Origin of the sequence: Catalinimonas alkaloidigena (assembly GCF_029504655.1) — a bacterium.
In the GTDB taxonomy this organism is placed as follows: Bacteria; Bacteroidota; Bacteroidia; order Cytophagales; family Cyclobacteriaceae; genus Catalinimonas; species Catalinimonas alkaloidigena.
In genome coordinates this window covers 513049-531535 of the sequence record NZ_JAQFIL010000001.1, presented here as the reverse complement: position 1 = coordinate 531535, position 18487 = coordinate 513049, and the positions used below count along the sequence as shown (strand labels likewise).

The 18487-nt window shown below is 42.7% G+C and carries 15 protein-coding genes and 1 pseudogene; 4 read left to right on the top strand and 12 right to left on the bottom strand.

Features of this window, described 5'->3' with window-relative positions:
- Positions 1–9 precede the first annotated feature (9 nt).
- From OKW21_RS02200 to OKW21_RS02170, 7 genes are all read right to left on the bottom strand, one after another.
- Positions 10–1518 carry a TolC family protein gene (locus OKW21_RS02200; protein WP_277476773.1) on the bottom strand — a complete coding sequence of 503 codons (1509 nt, stop codon included), beginning with the start codon at positions 1516–1518 and terminating at the stop codon, positions 10–12.
- 5 nt (positions 1519–1523) lie between these two features.
- A complete protein-coding gene (locus tag OKW21_RS02195; RefSeq protein ID WP_277476772.1) occupies positions 1524–2228 on the bottom strand; it encodes a LytR/AlgR family response regulator transcription factor in 705 nt (234 codons plus the stop codon).
- Positions 2221–3255 carry a sensor histidine kinase gene (locus tag OKW21_RS02190; protein WP_277476771.1) on the bottom strand — a complete coding sequence of 345 codons (1035 nt, stop codon included), beginning with the start codon at positions 3253–3255 and terminating at the stop codon, positions 2221–2223. Before OKW21_RS02190 ends, OKW21_RS02195 begins: the two co-directional genes overlap by 8 nt.
- 160 nt (positions 3256–3415) lie before the next feature.
- The gene (locus tag OKW21_RS02185) at positions 3416–4777 is read right to left on the bottom strand and encodes a D-alanyl-D-alanine carboxypeptidase (protein WP_277476770.1); all 1362 of its coding nucleotides are present in this window, start codon (positions 4775–4777) and stop codon (positions 3416–3418) included.
- A gap of 44 nt (positions 4778–4821) precedes the next feature.
- Positions 4822–5910, bottom strand: coding sequence for an alanine racemase (locus OKW21_RS02180; protein ID WP_277476768.1), 1089 nt, complete (start codon positions 5908–5910; stop codon positions 4822–4824).
- Positions 5911–6145: 235 nt separating this feature from the next.
- On the bottom strand, positions 6146–7813 hold the full coding sequence (locus OKW21_RS02175) for a hypothetical protein (protein ID WP_277476766.1): 1668 nt from the start codon (positions 7811–7813) through the stop codon (positions 6146–6148).
- 11 nt (positions 7814–7824) lie between these two features.
- Positions 7825–9045, bottom strand: coding sequence for a hypothetical protein (locus OKW21_RS02170; protein ID WP_277476765.1), 1221 nt, complete (start codon positions 9043–9045; stop codon positions 7825–7827).
- A 94-nt stretch (positions 9046–9139) separates the two neighbouring features.
- Between OKW21_RS02170 and OKW21_RS02165 the strand changes: the two genes are divergently transcribed.
- The 3 genes and pseudogenes from OKW21_RS02165 to OKW21_RS02155 all read left to right on the top strand — a co-directional run bounded on the left by OKW21_RS02165 (position 9140) and on the right by OKW21_RS02155 (position 13197).
- Positions 9140–9838, top strand: a complete 699-nt coding sequence (locus tag OKW21_RS02165) for a 2'-5' RNA ligase family protein (RefSeq protein ID WP_277476763.1) — start codon at positions 9140–9142, stop codon at positions 9836–9838.
- Positions 9839–9919: 81 nt separating this feature from the next.
- Positions 9920–11850 (top strand): annotated as a pseudogene (abc-f, locus tag OKW21_RS02160) (ribosomal protection-like ABC-F family protein).
- 6 nt (positions 11851–11856) lie between these two features.
- Complete coding sequence (locus OKW21_RS02155) at positions 11857–13197, top strand: type IX secretion system plug protein (RefSeq protein WP_277476761.1); 1341 nt, start codon at positions 11857–11859, stop codon at positions 13195–13197.
- On the opposite strand, the gene OKW21_RS02150 is transcribed toward OKW21_RS02155, so the two are convergent.
- The 4 genes from OKW21_RS02150 to OKW21_RS02135 all read right to left on the bottom strand — a co-directional run bounded on the left by OKW21_RS02150 (position 13194) and on the right by OKW21_RS02135 (position 16871).
- On the bottom strand, positions 13194–14045 hold the full coding sequence (locus OKW21_RS02150) for a CRISPR-associated endoribonuclease Cas6 (protein WP_277476759.1): 852 nt from the start codon (positions 14043–14045) through the stop codon (positions 13194–13196). The genes OKW21_RS02155 and OKW21_RS02150 overlap by 4 nt on opposite strands.
- Positions 14046–14250: 205 nt before the next feature.
- On the bottom strand, positions 14251–15345 hold the full coding sequence (ychF, locus tag OKW21_RS02145; protein WP_277476757.1) for a redox-regulated ATPase YchF: 1095 nt from the start codon (positions 15343–15345) through the stop codon (positions 14251–14253).
- Between the two features lie 19 nt (positions 15346–15364).
- Positions 15365–16453: an AI-2E family transporter gene (locus tag OKW21_RS02140; RefSeq protein WP_338130024.1), complete on the bottom strand. Its 1089-nt coding sequence runs from the start codon at positions 16451–16453 to the stop codon at positions 15365–15367.
- An 85-nt stretch (positions 16454–16538) separates the two neighbouring features.
- Positions 16539–16871, bottom strand: coding sequence for a DUF3276 family protein (locus OKW21_RS02135; protein ID WP_277476756.1), 333 nt, complete (start codon positions 16869–16871; stop codon positions 16539–16541).
- A gap of 284 nt (positions 16872–17155) precedes the next feature.
- Between OKW21_RS02135 and OKW21_RS02130 the strand changes: the two genes are divergently transcribed.
- Positions 17156–18058 carry a DUF58 domain-containing protein gene (locus tag OKW21_RS02130; RefSeq protein WP_277476755.1) on the top strand — a complete coding sequence of 301 codons (903 nt, stop codon included), beginning with the start codon at positions 17156–17158 and terminating at the stop codon, positions 18056–18058.
- 58 nt (positions 18059–18116) lie between these two features.
- Here the strand turns inward: OKW21_RS02130 and OKW21_RS02125 are convergent, their stop codons facing one another.
- Positions 18117–18464, bottom strand: a complete 348-nt coding sequence (locus OKW21_RS02125) for a 4Fe-4S dicluster domain-containing protein (RefSeq protein ID WP_277476754.1) — start codon at positions 18462–18464, stop codon at positions 18117–18119.
- Positions 18465–18487 lie beyond the last annotated feature (23 nt).

Below are 18487 nucleotides of genomic sequence, written 5' to 3'. Positions count from 1 at the left end.
AATTCTATACTAGAAATCCAGCGGTTTACCCTGATAAAAATCCAGCACCTTGAGGCTAAAGATATAATTGTACTTTGCTCTTATCAGATCGGATTCTGCTGCATTCAGGTCATTCTTCGCCTGATTGAAATCCACTGCGTCTATGGCTCCTACCTGGTAGCGGGTTTCGGTATTCCTGAAAGCTTCCTGTAAAGAGGCTACTCTCTTATTATTGGCTTCAAAACTCTTGGCGGCGGCCTTAGCATCCAGGTATACCTGCTCAATAGTTTGGCGCAGCTGGTTTCGCTGATTGATCACCTCCAGGCGGGCACTCTCCATATTGATCCGGGCATTGGCGACATTAGAGCGTACCCTCCAATTGTTGAAGATAGGTATGTTCAGGTCCAGGCTGATGAAACGGCGTAGGTTAAAGTCCAACTGATTCCAGTAGGTATTGTCTGTAAACTCTGAAGGGATCTGCGTTTCCGTCAGCACAGGAATACGTGTTCCGGCTGGTAAATCCGGTATCAGGCCATCGGGCACCTGGAGAAAATCTCCGGTAGGAAGCACGCTGGTAATATTATCCGTACCTGCTCGGGGAATCTGGTCCGGGGCTATGCTGGAATATTGCGAAAAAATTCCAGCACTAAGGGAAAGTGTAGGATAGTAGCCACCTTTTGCGATGGCCAGGCCGTAGCGGGCACTGTTTATCTGTAGTTCGGCACTCTGCAAGTTTGCCCAGTTTTGTACAGCCCCTTCATACACCACTCCGGCAGAGAAAGGCAGTTCTGCTGATGTAGGGGCTTCCAGTTCGGGAATGATAATTTCTATAGCGTCGCTCTCAGGAATTTGCAGTAGTTGTTTCAGATTGAGATATGCCAGTTCCAGGTCATTTTCCGCATTAACGATATTAAGCTCATCACTGGCCAGTTGCGCTTCTAGCTGCAATTGATTAGCGATAGGTAACGAACCTGCATTCACCAGCTTTTCCGTACGCTGCAACTGTTGTTGTGTCGTCTGTAGCTGAAAGTCGGCGGTTTCCAACAACTCAATATTAAACAAAATCTGAGTATAGGCCTGTATCACATTGAGGGTCACCGCATCTTTACTGGCTTCCAGCTCATACTGACTGCCTTCCAGGTTAATTTTATTTTGCTTAATTGTATTCAGACGCTGCAGCCCGTTAAATATAGTGAGCTGGGAATTTATGCCCATATTCTGCTGCCGCACCGGCTGGTCTACATATTCATTGGTAAATTGGTTGATGGTACGCCCTACGCTATAGCTGATGCCGGTACTGGCATTCAGCGAGGGCAGCAGGTCAGCTTTTGACTGCTTGAGTGCCACCTGGCTTCCTATCACCTGTAGTTCAGTCTGCTTAACAGAGACATTATTATTGATCGCACGCTCAATACTTTCCTGTAAGCTTAAGACCAAAGGGTCATCTTCAACGGATTGAGCCCTGCCAGCTATAGCAAGAAGAATTAACAGAAGGGTGACAAAGAGGTGCAACCTCTTGTTTTGGATGGTTGTGGTCATGTTGGCTAACGTTCTTGCTTCAGTCTCTCAAAAAAAGCATCTCTGTATACCTCCCCAATAGGTATCTCTACTTTTTGAATAAATACTTTCCGTTTTTGTACCAGGGTGATTCGTTCAAAATTAACGATAAAACTGCGATGTACCCTTATAAATTGCTCAGGCAGATCATCTGCCAGAGTCTTCATGCTCATCAAAGATACCACAACCTTTTCGTCAGTATGTATTTTTACATAATCTTTCAGCCCTTCTATATAGCGAATATCCTTATAATGTACCTTGATAATGTCATAGCCCGATTTTACAAACATATAATCCTTTACCAGGGGCGCCGCCTGTTCTGGGGGAGCAGTCTGCATATTGATCTGCTGATACGCTTTATTCACTGCCTTGAGGAAACGCTCAAAGGTAAAAGGCTTGAGCAGGTAATCTACCGCGTCCAGGTTAAAGCCCTCCAGTGCATAATCTGAATAGGCAGTAGTAAAAATGACTTTCGGACGATGCTCCAGGCTTTTCAGAAACTGCACTCCTGAGATTTGCGGCATCTGAATGTCCAGAAAGATAAGCTGGATATTTTCCTGATGGAGAAGCTCTATAGCTTCCACCGCGCTCTGACAGCATTTTACCAGTTGCAGGAAAGGCACTTTTTTGATAAAATCTTCTAACACATCAAGTGCCAGGGGCTCATCATCAATCGCTATGCATCTAATCATGGGTCAAGTTTAGCTTCAAATCCACTTCAAATGTTCCTTCTTTCTCTTCTATATTTAGCTGATAGCGTTTGGGATAAAGTAGGTCAAGCCGCTTTTCTATGTTTTTCAACCCAATACCCGAGTGCTTATCTTTAACGTGTCCGTTTCTGCTTACTGTATTTTTTACCTTGAAGCTCAACTCGTCCCCCTCCACTTTTAACTTGATACAAATATTACCCTCCTGCCTGAAAATGTCACCATGCTTGAATGCGTTTTCCACAAAGGGTTCCAGAAGCATAGGTTCAATTTTCTTGATTTCCAGATCACCTTCAGTTTCAAAGCAAATTTTCTTACCCTGCTTTAAACGTAGCTTCTGCAAATCAATATAGTTTTGCAAATGCTCTACTTCCTTACTCAGACTAATCTTGTCGGCGCTGGAATCGTACAGCACATAGCGCATCATTTCCGAAAGCATCACTATGCCTTTGGGAGCGTCTTCCGACTTTTTGATAGCCAGTGAATAGATGTTATTGAGGTTGTTAAATAAAAAGTGAGGATTGATCTGTGATTTGAGCATGGCCAGTTCAGAAGCCATTTTCTCTTTCTCCATCTCATTCTTCAGGCGCTCATTTCTGAACCATTCTTTGGTCATTTTCAAGCCTCCGCTCACAGTAAGAATCAAAAGGCTATTGAGTACCGAGCGGCTGGTTACGATTCCGGGATACCAGCTGTGACTCTCATAAAACTCCCAGTTGAAGGTTCTTTCAATCCATAAAGTGAGCAGGGCTACCAGGCCCACGGCTCCTATCACTGCCAGTATATAAGGAATCACTCTTTTCTTAGCCAACAGGCGAGGGATCAGAAAAGAGGTGTTAGAATAAAATAGTGCGATCAGAGGAATGGTTGACAGTAAAGTTCTCATCGTTACACTCGGATCATCTATTGGCGTACCGAATATCACGAACAACAGGAGAATAAAAGCAACCCATGCCCCCACATGGATCATCACCAAACGAAAGGTGAGCGGCGAATTTATATGAGTAGACATATTACATGATTATACAAAATTGAAGGTACACTTTCTACAAATTAGCCACATTTGTATTAGACGGAGGCCTTCAAAGATTCTACGTACGTAATTTTGCAGTAGATAAGAATTTTTCAGCTGATGACTTTTTTAAGTCATTTCAGCTTATGGCTTAGAACTTTTAATAATTCAGATAAATATCCTGTAATATCCTTTCCATTTCTTTCTTCAGTGGGGTAGTAGAAGTAATATAGTTGTTATGTAAAAAACTGAAGATCAACTTTTTACCGGATTTAGTATAAATAAATCCACTCAAGGCAGACTTGTTGCTGAGTGTCCCGGTCTTGGCAAACACAAAAGGCTCACTACCCTCAGGATTAGGATACCAGGAGCTTATGGTACCGGACTCCCCTCCCGCCGGGAAAATATCTTTGATCCTTTCATCGTTCAATTCTTCGCCTACTTTTCGCAAGAGAGCAACAATACTGCGAGGCGTCTGCAGATTATAGCGTGACAAGCCTGACCCATCTCTCCAGATAGGTTCGTCCGGCAGGTCGTTCAGATAATGCTCTTTCATATAGTCAATCGTCCATTCGGTACTCAATGTATCCTGAAAAACTGAAGAACAGGTCATAAGCAACTGTTCGGCAAAAAAGTTGTCACTATGCTGCATCATCCGCTTATAGACACTATCGGCAGGCAAACTATATAGCTTATACGTAAAGACCGGAAAACTATCCTGTACACTTAGTTTTGGCTGCATCAGTTGTACATTTCTCTTTAACGTATCGGAAAGCAATCTGGCTACTAGCCGATCTGACTGTATAAAAGGTACATCCCTTTCAAAGCTCAGTGTATCATCTTTGGGTGCATAGCTAAAGTAATTTTCGTGCTGTTGTCTGAAGACCGAATAGGGTGCTTTTGGATCGGGAAAGCCTTCTACATAACTGGTAAAAAAATCAGGGCTCACCAGAGGCTTATTAAAACCTTCCTTAAAATTGAAGCGTACCACATTGGCATACATAGGAAAAACGGATTTCTCCGGAGAATAATAAAAATTATAGTCACTCCACGCCCAACCGGGTCCGAAATATCTATCTTCGGTAGGCCTGGGCACATATACCAGCTGTCCGTCATAGTCTTTCAGGAAATTGTAAACATGCTGACTATAAGTAGTATCCAGATCCGTAATATCATGATGCAAAAAAGTAGGATCACCTGTACCGGTAAACAGCAGTGAATCTCCCTGAACGGTGTATTCAAGCGCCGGGATAGAATCTCCCATCAGCTTCAGAGAGGCATATAGGCTAAATATCTTGGTATTAGAAGCCGGAGTATAATATTTATCTCCCTGATAGGTATACACCATTTCATCCAGTCTGGTATCATACAGTGCAAAGCCGGTAAAGTTAGTTTTAAATACAGGAGACTCCGCTATATAATCTTTGAACTTTCGGGAGCTGATGCCCGGCCTGCTGGCACAGGCACTGATGAATATAATGATGGCAGCAAAAAACAGGAAATGAAGTACTTGTTTCTTCATAAAGAAAATGACGTATTTTGATTTAGAGATATTGATTTTTTTAGTTAAGGCATGCAACGTAATACCTGTCCCCCCAAAGTGCAGTAGGAGCGCATCAGGTCAGCCGTAAGGCAGGAATGTACGGGCAGGATACCGATCCAGTCTCCCACTTTAATCTGCTTCATGACAGTTTCACTCAGCTTTACTACACCATGTTCCTGAGATAGCGATTTTACATAGCACCCCTCCAGAGGCTCACCCCAGCCTTCATTATGCAAAGGGACCACCTTACCATACATCTTTTGCTCACCTTCAGCCAGTGTATCTTTAGAAAAGTGAACGGCTCCTCCATGTATAATCACCTCGCCTCTATCCGAATGTTTTTCTACAATAGGCGAAGCCATGCATACCGCAATCTCTTCAGTAGTGCAGGCACCAATCTGAGCCTGAACCAAATCATAGAACACATAGTTTCCGGGACGGATGATATCCACATCACTAAAATCGTCGGCCAGGCTACAGGATGGTGTATCTCCCAGGCTGACTTTGATCGGGCCAAAATCCGCTTCAAACTTATTCCTGACTTCGTTGAGTCGACCAGCCGTTTCACGATGGATTTTGCTTACCGCTTCCTTGCCCTGCACATGATAGGAATGACCGGCATGGGCATAAATACCCTGAAACTGCAGATGCTCAGCATGCTTAAAAAAAGAAAGCAGGCGAGAAATTTCCTCATCAGCTTGATATGGGATGCCGGAACGATGATAGCCCGTATCAATTTCAGTGAATACGCCAACAGGTCTTTTCAGGTGCTTTTCCAGGTACTGAGCTGATTCCAGGTTATTGATATAAAGGTTGAGCCGGATTCGTTTTGAAAGGTCTTTGATGATGTCTTTGCGGAGCACATTGACCGGAAAAGCTACAGTAATTTCTTCCCAGCCATCGTCAGCGAAGTAGGAAGCCATGCGCAAAGAAGAAACAGTAATGGCTTTGATGCCTTCCTCGGCAAACCATCCTCCCACTGCCTGAGATTGATGGGTTTTGAAGTGGGGGTGCAGTTCTACGCCCAGCTTACGGGCTTTATCAGCCATCACGGCTATATTATTTCTGGCTTTTTCTTCGTCCAGCAATAAGGTAGGTTCTGTAAGTTTCATGTATACTTTAGCTAATCTTTTAGCCGGTGAATTTAATGAAAATTTGCTAAGCGCTAAGCAAGCCCATCAAATCTATTGGAAAAGGATGGAGAATTATCAGCAAGAACTGATTTAGAATGAATCGCTTTATTTTAATATAAAGAAAGTAGGCATATGATTAACAACATTGAAAGCTTAGCTATATTTAGATTAGCCTTTTCAGCATCAATGATTAAGATTAGTAATTCTCTTCCTACTACTCCACTACCGCATCAAAAGCAGTGTTAAGTACCTGCCCATTGCGTTTCATTTGTATCCAGATACGGTAATTGCCCGGCTCAGGAAAAGCGTAGGGAAAGGTAACGGTAGCATGGCCGGCATGCTCACCATTTTCTTCTTCCTCATAAGTATGTCCCATCAATTCCATCAGATAATCATTTCTTTCTTCTTCACTCATAGCCTTGATACTGGCTACCACCTGGTCTACACTATCACGAAACTGATCGGCTGAAGGCAGTTCGACCAGTCGGCTGTCATCCTCCATGCGCCGCTTGATCAGATCCTGAGAAGCAGATGAATAGTTACCTACCGGATGAAGATGTATATAAACACTACCATCATGCTTCATAACTACCGCGTGCCCCATCATACCCATATAAGGTTCCAGTTCAGCGGGTTCACCATCGGGGTCAAGAATACTGAAGGTCATGGGATAAAGACGGTTGGCCTGAAAGCTTTCACCTTCATGTTCCCAGATTGCCGAAGAACCATCCGGAAGTGGCGTACGAATACCCGGCTTGCCGCAGACCACAATATCTCCGGCAGCCAGCTGCACCTGGTTAGGTAAAACCGGATTGGAAATAATGTAAGTATCATCAGGGTCGGAAGGTTGCCATCCATCATTTTCGTCAGACGTAGTCAAACTTACCGGCAATTCTAAACCCATGATTTCCATAGTATCAGTGATAGTTTCGTGAAAACCATTGCCTCTCACGATGTCGCCAAAAACAAAGTAACGTCCGTTGGGTAGCGGAGGTAAATCTACTTCAAAAGTGAGCGAATCCGTACGAACAGGATGCAAGTGGGCGAAGGCATCCAGGCTCCCTTCCCTGACCAAAAACATATGCATAAGCTTACCGTGATCGGGGATAAGATAGCTGATTGGTAAATAGTTTTGGCGATATTCTTTATAGGCTGAGTCAATTTCAAAGATCATCTTCCTGCCATTATCTGTTGTCACCACTTTAGTGTTTGCCTGGTAGGGCTTATACATATAACGGCGATAATCCTCAGCCCAGTTGTTCCACCAGCTCATTCCACCATAGAGGATAAGGCAAAGAAAAGCAGCGGCGACTACCATACCTTTGGTTTTACGGTGTCCTGTTTTCTTCTTTTCATCCCCGGGAGGTACTACTGCATCACTGACACTCACACCAATGATGGTGATCATGAGGATGACCAGAAATAAACCTAAAGCTCCCAGTATCCAGCCCAGGGCTGGGTCCATTTCTTTCTGGGCAGTAGACATCGCCATTACCGGCACCAGTGCTGTTCCTTCTCCTAATTCGCCACTCACCTTGACTTCTATGCTGGCAGTGCCATTGCTCATCAGCCAGGTCAACCCTTCATACTGCCCCGGACTAGCGGCAAGCGGTAAAGCTTCATCTGCCTTGGGTGCTCCATCAGCCCCGCTGAACCAATAAATGGGTTTGAGCAGCACCTGCTCTACACCTCCATTGGTCACGTACACCTGCACCGTAGCCGTACCGGGTATTACGTCCGGAGGATTTACATTTACCATAATTCTATAAGGACCGGCTTCTCCCTCATAGATGACTCCCGGGCTTCCTACGTGGGCATAGGCAGGAGATAATACCAGCAGGAATAAGATAAAAAGACGAACTGGATTTATGATATATTTCATAAGCTCAGGCTTTAGCGCATTACTTTTTTCATCCAGCCACCCCAGTGTAGTCCCAGGCGGGTAGTCAGGATAGAGATTCCTCCTGCGATCAGCAGGCTCTTAATTAAGGGCCAACCGCTACTCACCATCCAGGGGGCGTAGGCATAGCGATATTCCCAGTCAGGATTACTGCCAAAATACCAACTTTCCTGTGCAAAAAACCAGTTGCGCGCATAAGGCGACATCAGAAAGTCTCCGAACGGCCATTGCACTGCCAGAAGCAGTAAGACGAAAAGGGGACCAATCATCAGCGCAAGTAGCCACTTATTATTTTCTTCTTTCCGCTGCATAATCATATCAATCGCAATTGCCGGAATGATCAGCAGCAAAGGAAAATCAAAGGCCTGATAGTGGGTAATATCATTCAATATGGGGCCTAGCAATGGTTCGGCAGGAAAAAGCGGAAGCATCCAGGCGAGAAGCATCAGCACCAACATATATACTCCGGCGGTGGCAGTGGCGGCCCATTTGAGCTTGGAAGAACGTGCTATGGCTGAGAGAAAGAAGGGGTAAAGTAGTCCACCAACAATGTAAAAAGTGCCGCCGTGCATATCATGCCTGCTCTGGAATTCGGAGGCCATCGTATATAGCATCACCAGAAAAAAGCCGGAGGTAATTACGTAAATTGTTCTCAGCAGTCTGTTGCGCTTATTTTCCTGCAAAGCAGAAAGACCAGCGGGTATAGTCTGATTCTGCATAGCCAGTACACTGATCATCGCACCAAATTGCACCATCATCATCCCCAGGAGCAGTACTGTGTGAGGAGGGGAAAGTATGGTAACGTCCAGACCGTAGGTATTGTGCCACCAGTCATCAAAAGGTGCGGAGGTAAGCATAGCAAAGCAGCCCCAGATACAGAAAAGCGCTCCCAGTGAACCTGAGAAAATACCCCAAAAGCGTACTGAACGCTGCTTCACTTCTTTGCTACCCCAAAAACTGGTTTTCAGAACCTGATAGCCGGAAAACAGGCCGGAGACTATCGCTCCCAGGTACATCCCCAGGTGAGGAGGTGAAAGTAAACCATCGCGGCCTATGCTGGTATGCCAGGAGATATCCCAGATAAGCCCGATGATAATACTTAGAGAGGCAAAGGCAGTAGCAAAAACAAATAGCGGAATGCCCAGCATCTTTACAGAAGCAGAGTCTGACCTTACTTTTTTAGTAGCAGTATGTGCTTGAAATGAAACATCCATAGGGGTAATAGCTTAGGTTAGCAGTTTGAAGTTATAAAAATTTCGCAAATTTGACCGTACCTTCACTAAATGATGATCAACCTAAAAGCTTTTCATGAACCAAGCTCTCTCTGAACACTATACTCAAATGTGGACAAAAGCCCGTAACAGCTTTCTGGAAGGAAATCAGCAGACAGACACCCTGCTGGATGAGCCGGGTGATGATCGCTACGGGATTACTTTACTGCTGCGCCCTGATAATGCTACCGCTCAAAATATCAATGCATTTTTGGATGAGATCGCTCAGGTAGAACCTCATCAGTATTATTATCCTTTGTCAGATCAGCATATGACCATTCTTTCTATCATTTCCTGCTACTCAGGTTTTGAATTGGAAGATATTGATGTGTTGGCTTACAACAAGTTGATTCAGAAAGCTTTGGATGGCATTCCTCCTATCAAAATTCTCTTCAAAGGTGTTACTGCCTCTCCTTCCACTGTACTCATCCAGGGTTTTCCAGAAGATGGTGCCCTGGAACGGCTAAGAGATCAGCTCAGGGAAGTTTTCAAAAGTTCTGAGCTACAGCATTCCATAGATTCCCGCTACAGGCTTTTTACAGCACATAGTACTGTTATTCGTTTCAGAGAGCCACTGCTCAATCCTCAAAAATTTATTGATAGCCTGGAAAAATACCGAGAAGCAGATTTTGGGCTTGTCACGGCCCGCCAGCTTGAACTGTTAGGAAACGACTGGTATCAGCGGGAGGCTAAGGTCAAATTGCTGAAAACTTTTACACTTTCCGCTGCACGCTAAAACTTTCCGGCAAGCACAAGGAATGTTTAATTTCCGGCTGACGTTACATCTGCGTTTTATATTTTCTATTTTTGCACGCATATGTTAGCCATTAATAACTTATCGTACTATATCGGCAGCAGGCCCATCTATGAGGATGCCAGTCTGCACATTAAGCCCAAAGACAAAATTGGCCTGATCGGCCTGAACGGAACCGGCAAAACTACTTTGTTACGCCTGATCAATGGTGAGTACACCGCTGATGGCGGAGAGATCAGCAAAGCCAATGACTGTAGCATAGGCTACCTCAACCAGGACCTGCTCTCTTTTCAGTCGGATGATTCTATCCTGAACGTAGCCATGCAGGCTTTTGAAGAGGCACTTAAGATTGAGCATGAAATTGAAAAGGTGCTCAAAAAGATGGAAACCGACTATGATGATGCCCTGGTAGATAAACTTGCCAAGCTGCAGGAGAAGTTTGAGATGATGGAGGGCTATGCACTACAGGCCAAAGCGGAGGAAATTCTGGAAGGTATAGGCTTCAATACCGAAGACCTGAAACGCCCGCTCAGAGAGTTTTCCGGAGGCTGGCGCATGCGCGTGATGCTGGCCAAACTTCTGCTGGAAAAGCCTTCACTGCTTATGCTGGATGAGCCTACCAACCACCTGGACCTCCCTTCTATCCAGTGGATTGAAAACTATTTGCGCTCATATGAGGGTGCTGTAATTGTAGTATCTCACGACCGGCAGTTTCTGGATAATACCATTAATATGGTGGTGGAGGTATCCAATCAGCAGCTTAATGTCTATTCTGGCAACTACTCCTTTTATCTGGAAGAAAGGGAGCTGCGCAGAGAAATACAGCAAAATGCTTATGAAAACCAGCAGCAGAAAATTAAGCAAACCGAAAAGTTTATTGAGCGCTTTCGTGCCAAGGCTACCAAAGCCCGACAGGTACAATCCCGCGTAAAAGCGCTGGACCGTATGGATAAGGTAGATGAAGTGGTGGATGAAAACGCCAGTGTTAATTTCAGGTTTAACTTCAAGAAGCAGTCGGGGCGTTTTGTGGTAGAGCTCGATGATGTCTCCAAATCTTATGGTGATCTGCAGATTTTGAAGAACACTTCTCGTGCCATTGAAAGAGGAGATAAAATTGCCCTGATCGGTGCCAATGGCAAAGGTAAGTCCACCCTACTGCGCATCATTGCCGGTACTGAAGCTGTTGAGGGAGAAAGCAAGCTGGGTTATAATGTTGATATGGGCTTTTTTGCGCAGCATCAGTTGGAAGCGTTAAATGTTAGCAATGACATTTTGGGAGAACTTAAGCAGGCGGGTAGCGAGAAAACCGAGCAGGAATTGAGAGGGGTTTTAGGCTGTTTTTATTTACGGATGAAGAAGTATTTAAAAAGGTCAAAGTGCTTTCCGGAGGGGAAAAGTCAAGAGTGGCGCTGGCCAAAACGCTGATCGGAGAATCAAACTTTCTGCTGCTGGATGAGCCTACCAACCACCTGGACATGCAGTCGGTAAATATTCTGATACAGGCTTTGCAGCAGTATAAGGGCACGTTCATCATCGTTTCTCACGATCGCTACTTTATTTCCGAAGTGGCGAACAAGATCTGGTATATAGAAGATAAGGAAATAAAAGAGTATCCCGGTACGTATGAAGAGTATGCCTATTGGCAAAGCCAGCAAGCGCCGTCCAATGGTAAGCAAGAGGAAAAGCAGGAACAGCCCAAAGCAAAGCCAAAATCCAGTGCGCCCAAACCGCAAAACAATAATCATGAGGCTCAAAAAGAGCTGAAAAGGCTAAAAGGCGAGCTGGAAAAAGCAGAAAATAGGGTAATGGAACTGGAAGAGCAAAAAGAACAGCTTGAAAAGGAATTAGCTAAACCTTCTGTATTTGGCAATGTTGATCTTTTGGCAGAAAACTCTCAGAAATTTGATGCTGTGGAACATGAACTCACGCAAGCCACAGAAAGCTGGGAGGCACTCGCCATGAAGGTAGAAGAACTTGAGAAGCAATTGAATTAATACTTCATGAATCAGCTACTGTATAAAGTCACATTTTTTTTAGTTTCCATTTCGTATTTGTTGGCCTGTGTGCCCGTAGCAGGTACTTCTACTACTAACAGCAGCAGCCCTACCGGCAGTAGCACTTCTACTTTAGCTGATGATGGCGTTTACGAAGACCGTACTTTCAGTGATGAAATACAGACTGTCAGGCTGATTCAGCCCGATGAGCAACAGTATGAAGCTGTTATTAATATCAATCAGAATACTCCTACCCTGCTGTCGTTTGACTGGCTGGAACTGGGCGAACGAGAAGTGTATGGAGAGCTAAATGCTAAAATTATCCACTGCAATTCCGACTGGCGTCAATCCAAGTTATACAGCATGGATTATCTGTATGAGTATAATGAATTCAGGATCATCGATGAGGAACTTTCTTTCAATACCAAAGTACCTTTTGCGCGCTACACTTTAGCTATACCCAGGGTGAAATTACCTGGCAATTATGCTATTGTAGTCTATGAAAGAAATGCGGAAGATCAGCCATTATTTACTAAACGGTTTATGGTGTATGATCCGAGAGTAAATATTCAGGCCAACGTAAAGCTTTCCAGTGGTGTACAGGCAAGGGATACCCGCCACCAGATTGACTTTCTCATCAATTATCAGAACTTCAATCTCCCTAACCCTTATAACGACATCTATGTGGTGATCCGGCAGAATCAGCAGTGGTTTAATACCATTAGCGGACTCAAACCAAGTTTTGTACGGGAAGATATAAAGCAGCTGGAGTATACCTTTTTTGATCTTGAAAATAATTTTTGGGCTGGTAACGAGTATCGCTATTTTGACCTGAGAACTTCAAAAGCTTTGGGGCAAAATGTAGCTGAAGTTTTGCAGGACCAACAGCCAATGGAGGCTTTTCTGCTGCCCGATCGTAATCGCGCTAATGAAGCTTACAGTCAATACAATGACTTGAATGGTAGTTACATTATTGGAAATCTGGAAAACAGAGGAGGGGAACTCACTGCGGATTATATCAATACTCATTTTTTCCTGGATGCTGACGAGCCTCTCAACGGAGATGTATATGTCATAGGAGCTTTTAACCACCGGGTACTCAATGAGCGGGTAAGAATGACATATGATGAACTCCAGCAGGGTTATACACTGGATGTGTTACTCAAACAAGGATTCTATAATTACCTTTATTATGTAGACCATGGAGAAGGCCAGGATCCTTACCCATTTGATGGAAACCATTACGAGACAGAAAACTTGTACGAAATCTTCATTTACACCCGGCCACTGGGCCAGAGGGCTGATCTTTTGATTGGCTATAGTCGCTTTGTATCTAACTTACGCTAGGACTCAATTTCTCTATCCTCTCTTTCTTTATTGTTGGGTTTGGCAGCAGGAGCTCCTTCGAATTCGTACTTTGAAGTACCTTTACCAGGATCCGCTGTAGCCAAGTCAAGCATGCCAAAGCCTTTATGGGCATATAACCCCAGTCCATTATTGAAGATAAAGTCCTGTACCTCTTTAGCAGCATATAGTACGAAAGGGAAGGTATAGCCTCTAACTTCATATTTTACATCTTGATCGTAGAGGGGATAGATACGGGCAAACTTTTTCTGCTGCTCTTTAATTCTGAGTAGATAATTTTTGTCAGGCACGAGCTGAAACTTATAGAAATCAGCCATCTGATCTGCGGAATAGATACCAGACTTCTCCATTCGGATCATGATAGACTCATACAAAAGATCCGAGAAAGTATCAGAGGTGGGAATGATAAACTTTTTTCCACGATCATCGCTAAATGAGGGCTCTACCAATACCAATGGAGAGATGCACACATACTTCATGGCATCTTTCAGAGTGGGCTTGTCTTCTAGCTCAACAGCTTCCGGTATCAGGCTCATGGTACCGATATCGATCTGAGGAAAAGCAAAGAGGTGTTTCAGAAAATAATCTATAAAGTCTTTGTTGGTTGCTGATAACACCAGTGTAACACGGCTAGAATAAAAATGAAGGCCGTTGCGACTGATTTTTGTCTGCCCTTTCAGTCCTGAAAAATTATAGAGCCTTGAATTTATAAATTTTTCTTCGCCTCCTTTCACCAGTATCCCTTTAATTAGTTGGGCCAACAAATACTGATGATGGAAAGGAACATATGAGCCCTTGTTCCGCAGTATAAAAATGATACGTATTCTCAAAAAACCAGCTGTTTAAATTAAACCAAAAAAAATTTGACCGAATAAAAGTCTTATCTAAAATGTAGGAATAGAATATAATGGAAATTGTTTATATAGACCTACCATTTATATGTAAAAATACTTATTTATTAAGCAATTAGTCAAAAACCTTTTCAGATTGATTGATACTCACGTAATTATTAAAGATGAATTTACAAATTCCAAATCAAACATTGAACCTGAAGTGCATTATATCTCCATCTTCTACAACATATTCTTTCCCTTCAATGGCTAATTTACCTGCTTCTCTGCACCCCTGCTCTGACTTATACTGCTTATAATCCGCTAATTTGATGACTTCAGCTTTGATAAACCCTTTTTCAAAGTCAGTATGGATTACTCCGGCAGCCTGTGGCGCTTTCCACCCTCTCATAATCGTCCAGGCTCTTACTTCTTTCTCACCAGCAGTAAAGTATGTAATTAAATTCAGGATTCTATAAGATGCCCTTATTAATTTGTTCAATCCTGACTCAGTCAAGCCATACTCCTCTAGAAAAACAGTACGCTCTTCCGGGTCCAGTTCCGCGATTTGCGATTCAATAGATGCGGAAATCAAAATGATTTCTGCTTCTTCATCGCTTACCCCTTTTTTCAAAGCTTCTACATATTCATTGCCATCGTGTACCGAAGCTTCATCTACATTAGCCACATAAATGACTGGCTTGGCAGTGAGTAATTGTAAATCCTGTACAGCCTCTTTATCTTCCTCTGCCACATCTATACTACGGGCATTTTTACCTGCCTCTAAATGCTGTTTATAACTTTGTAAAGTCGCCAGATGTTTTCTGGCCTTGGCGTCCCCTGATTTGGCGATTTTTTCCAATCGCAATATTTTCTTGTCTACCGACTCCAGGTCTTTAAGTTGCAGTTCGGTATCAATCACCTCTTTGTCAAATACCGGATCTACTGAACCAGCTACGTGCACTACATTATCATCCGCAAAACATCTCACCACATGAATAATGGCGTCAACCTCTCTAATGTTCGCTAAAAATTTATTTCCCAAACCTTCTCCTTTGCTTGCTCCTTTTACTAAGCCTGCAATATCTACAAATTCTATAGTTGTTGGGATTACCTTCTGCGGATTGACCAGAGACTGCAGCGTATTCAGCCGCTCATCAGGCACTGTAATTACACCCACATTTGGCTCAATCGTACAAAAAGGAAAATTTGCCGCTTCTGCCTTGGCACTTGATAAAGCATTAAACAAAGTTGATTTGCCTACATTAGGCAAGCCTACTATTCCACACTGTAAACTCATATGCTACTTTATGCTAATTTTATTTAGTCTTAAAAATATGATACTGTTTGTATCCGTTATAAAGTTCCATGTACACTACTTTTAATATAGTATATGCCGGAATAGCTGCTACCATGCCAATAACCCCTGCAATGGTAGCGCCCGCAAAAATAACTATAAATATTTCTAAAGGATGAGCTTTTACGCTTTTTGAGAAAATCAATGGTTGAAGTACAAGATTATCAGTGAGTTGTACTACAGCAAAGACAGAAATAACTTTAATGGCGAGAATGATCATCTCGTTGGTTGAGGCATCAAGTATTGTAGTAGACAAACCCACTGCGATACCAAAGGCAGAGCCTAAAATAGGCCCGGCATATGGAATGAGGTTCGCCACTGCCGCAAAAATAGCAATGGTAAGCGCATAGTTGATACCAAACAAGCTGAGCCCCAATGAGGCGATACAAAAAATAGAGAATATCTGAAGGAGCAAGCCAATCAGGTAGTTAGAGAGGAGCGTCTCTATTTTATAAATGGCTGCAATAAATACTTCAAAATAATGATTAGGGATCAACTTAATGACTAGCCGGCGTACTATGCCTTTCTCATACAGTAATATAAAAGTGATAAAAACTACCGCGAGAATCCCTACAAAAAAAGTTCCTGTCAGGGAGATCAACTGATTGAAAAACTCTCCAAAATTAATAGTACCAATTAGGGCGAGAAGGCTGGACCGTAAACTTTCTACTAACAGGTCTTCATCTTCAATGATGCCGTTATTATAGAGAAAAGTCTCAACACGCTGCAAAGGGGCACTTGCCTTATAATAAAGATCCTCATAATTAATACTGGTAATGATATTTACCTGATCATCAATAAGAGGGATAAAAAGTATAATAAATGAAGAAATCAATATAATAATCACTGCGAATGAAATCAACACAGCAATAAAGCGTGGCATGTGGTAGCCAAAAAAATGCAGCTGGTTGATGTAATTTGTTAGCGGTGAAAATATAGCCGACAAGACCAATGCAATCACGAAGTAGCCAAAAATATCAGAGAATATCCACGCCAGAAGTAAAAAGCCCAGCACAAATAAGATGATATAGAGGACACCCTTATTGATCATGATTGTACATAAAAATATTAGACCGAAGAAAAAAATAAAGCCCAAGAAGATTCAAGGGCTTACATCGTCAATGACTAAAGATGACCTAGTCCCACTTTAATTCATCATCAATGCTTGTTTCTTCCTTGTTTGCAGTTTCGTACTGATCAAAATCGTATTCAGGCATTAACTCCTCCTTCACATGATTGATGGTCTCCTGAAGCGCATTGATGAATTTGTTAAAGTCTTCTTTGTAAAGAAAAACTTTGTGCTTCTCATAAAAATAACCATCATCCTTGTATCTTCTTCTACTCTCGGTGATAGTAAGATAATAATCATTTGAACGTGTAGACTTCACATCAAAGAAGTATGTACGTTTACCGGCCCTTACTCTCTGCGAATAAATTTCTGCCCTTTCTTTACCTTGATTATCTTCCACAACAGCTAAATTTAGGTTTTAAAGTGAGTACTTTAGATTAAAGTTTTGTTTAGTTTGACACTAAATTGTCCTAAATATAGTATAAATCCAACCATTATTACAAATAAAAAACTGCAATATGAGCTAAGGCTAAAATTTTTACGTTATGGGAGGGAACTCAGACTTCTCATAAGTTTGTGCTTATCCGAAGGCTAACGTAGTGGATATATAATGCACTTCCTTTTATTATGAACACAAATTGATATATTGAATTTCGTTATACACATACACGGAATGTATTTTTTATGCTGCAATTAAGAGAAATCCGAGAATTTGGAAATATAGAGATGCTTGCCAAACAAATGGTAGAAGGCTTTATTACCGGCCTTCACAAGTCACCCTACCACGGTTTTTCGGTAGAGTTCGCTGAACATCGGCTATACAATTCCGGAGAAAGCACTCGTCATATTGACTGGAAAGTATATGCAAAAACTGACCGTCTCTACACTAAACGATATGAAGAAGAGACAAACCTGCGCTGCCAGCTAGTTATTGACAATTCTTCTTCTATGTACTACCCGCAGGAAAATATGGGTAAAATCACTTTTAGCATTATGACAGCCGCCGCACTGGCCTATCTGTTGCAAAAGCAGCGTGACGCTTTCGGCTTGTGCATTTTTTCTGACGATATCGAGCAGCAGACTCAGGTAAAGTCTACCTCTTCACACCTTCATAAGCTATTTATTATCCTGGAAGCTATGCTGAAAAGTCAGCCCAAAATGCAGCAGACTTCTGTAGCCAGCGTACTACATCAGGTTGCAGAAAAAATCAACAAACGATCGCTTGTGATTATTTTCAGTGACATGTTTGAGAATTTTCATGATAAGGAGAAAATATTTGGTGCTCTACAACATCTAAAGCACAATAAACATGAAGTACTCCTATTTCATGTTACTGATCATAAAACTGAGCTTGATTTTGACTTTGATGAGCGTCCTTATGAATTTATTGATGTAGAAAAAGGAGATCGCCTAAAGCTTCAGCCTTCTCAAATCAAAGAGGCCTACCGTAAGCAAATGGAAGAGTACTACCACGAGCTAAAAATAAAATGCGGACAGGCAAAGATTGACTTTATAGAGGCCGATATAAATGAGGGGTTTGACCACATTTTGAGGTCTTATCTGATAAAAAGGGCAAGTATGAAATGAATCAAAGGTTAAAAGTTGAGAGTTTACGCTCATCAACTTTTAACCTTTAACTTTCAACTTATTCATTATGCATCCAGGCTTTTTTGCCAAGAAGCTCTTCTTCGGACTCTCTGGCATCCGGGTCTTCCACACAACAGTCAACCGGACAAACTGCCGCACACTGGGGCTCCTCATGGAAACCCATACACTCAGTACATTTTCCAGTTACGATATAATAAAATTCGTCGGAAACGGGCTCTTGAGGCTCTGAGCCATCTACTACCGTTCCGTCATCCAGTTCTACTTCACTCAAGTCGGTACCATCTGCCCACGACCATTCTACACCACCTTCATATATTGCAGTATTAGGGCATTCCGGCTCGCATGCACCACAGTTGATGCATTCATCGGTAATCATTATCGCCATATCAACTCTTGATATTTGGTTAC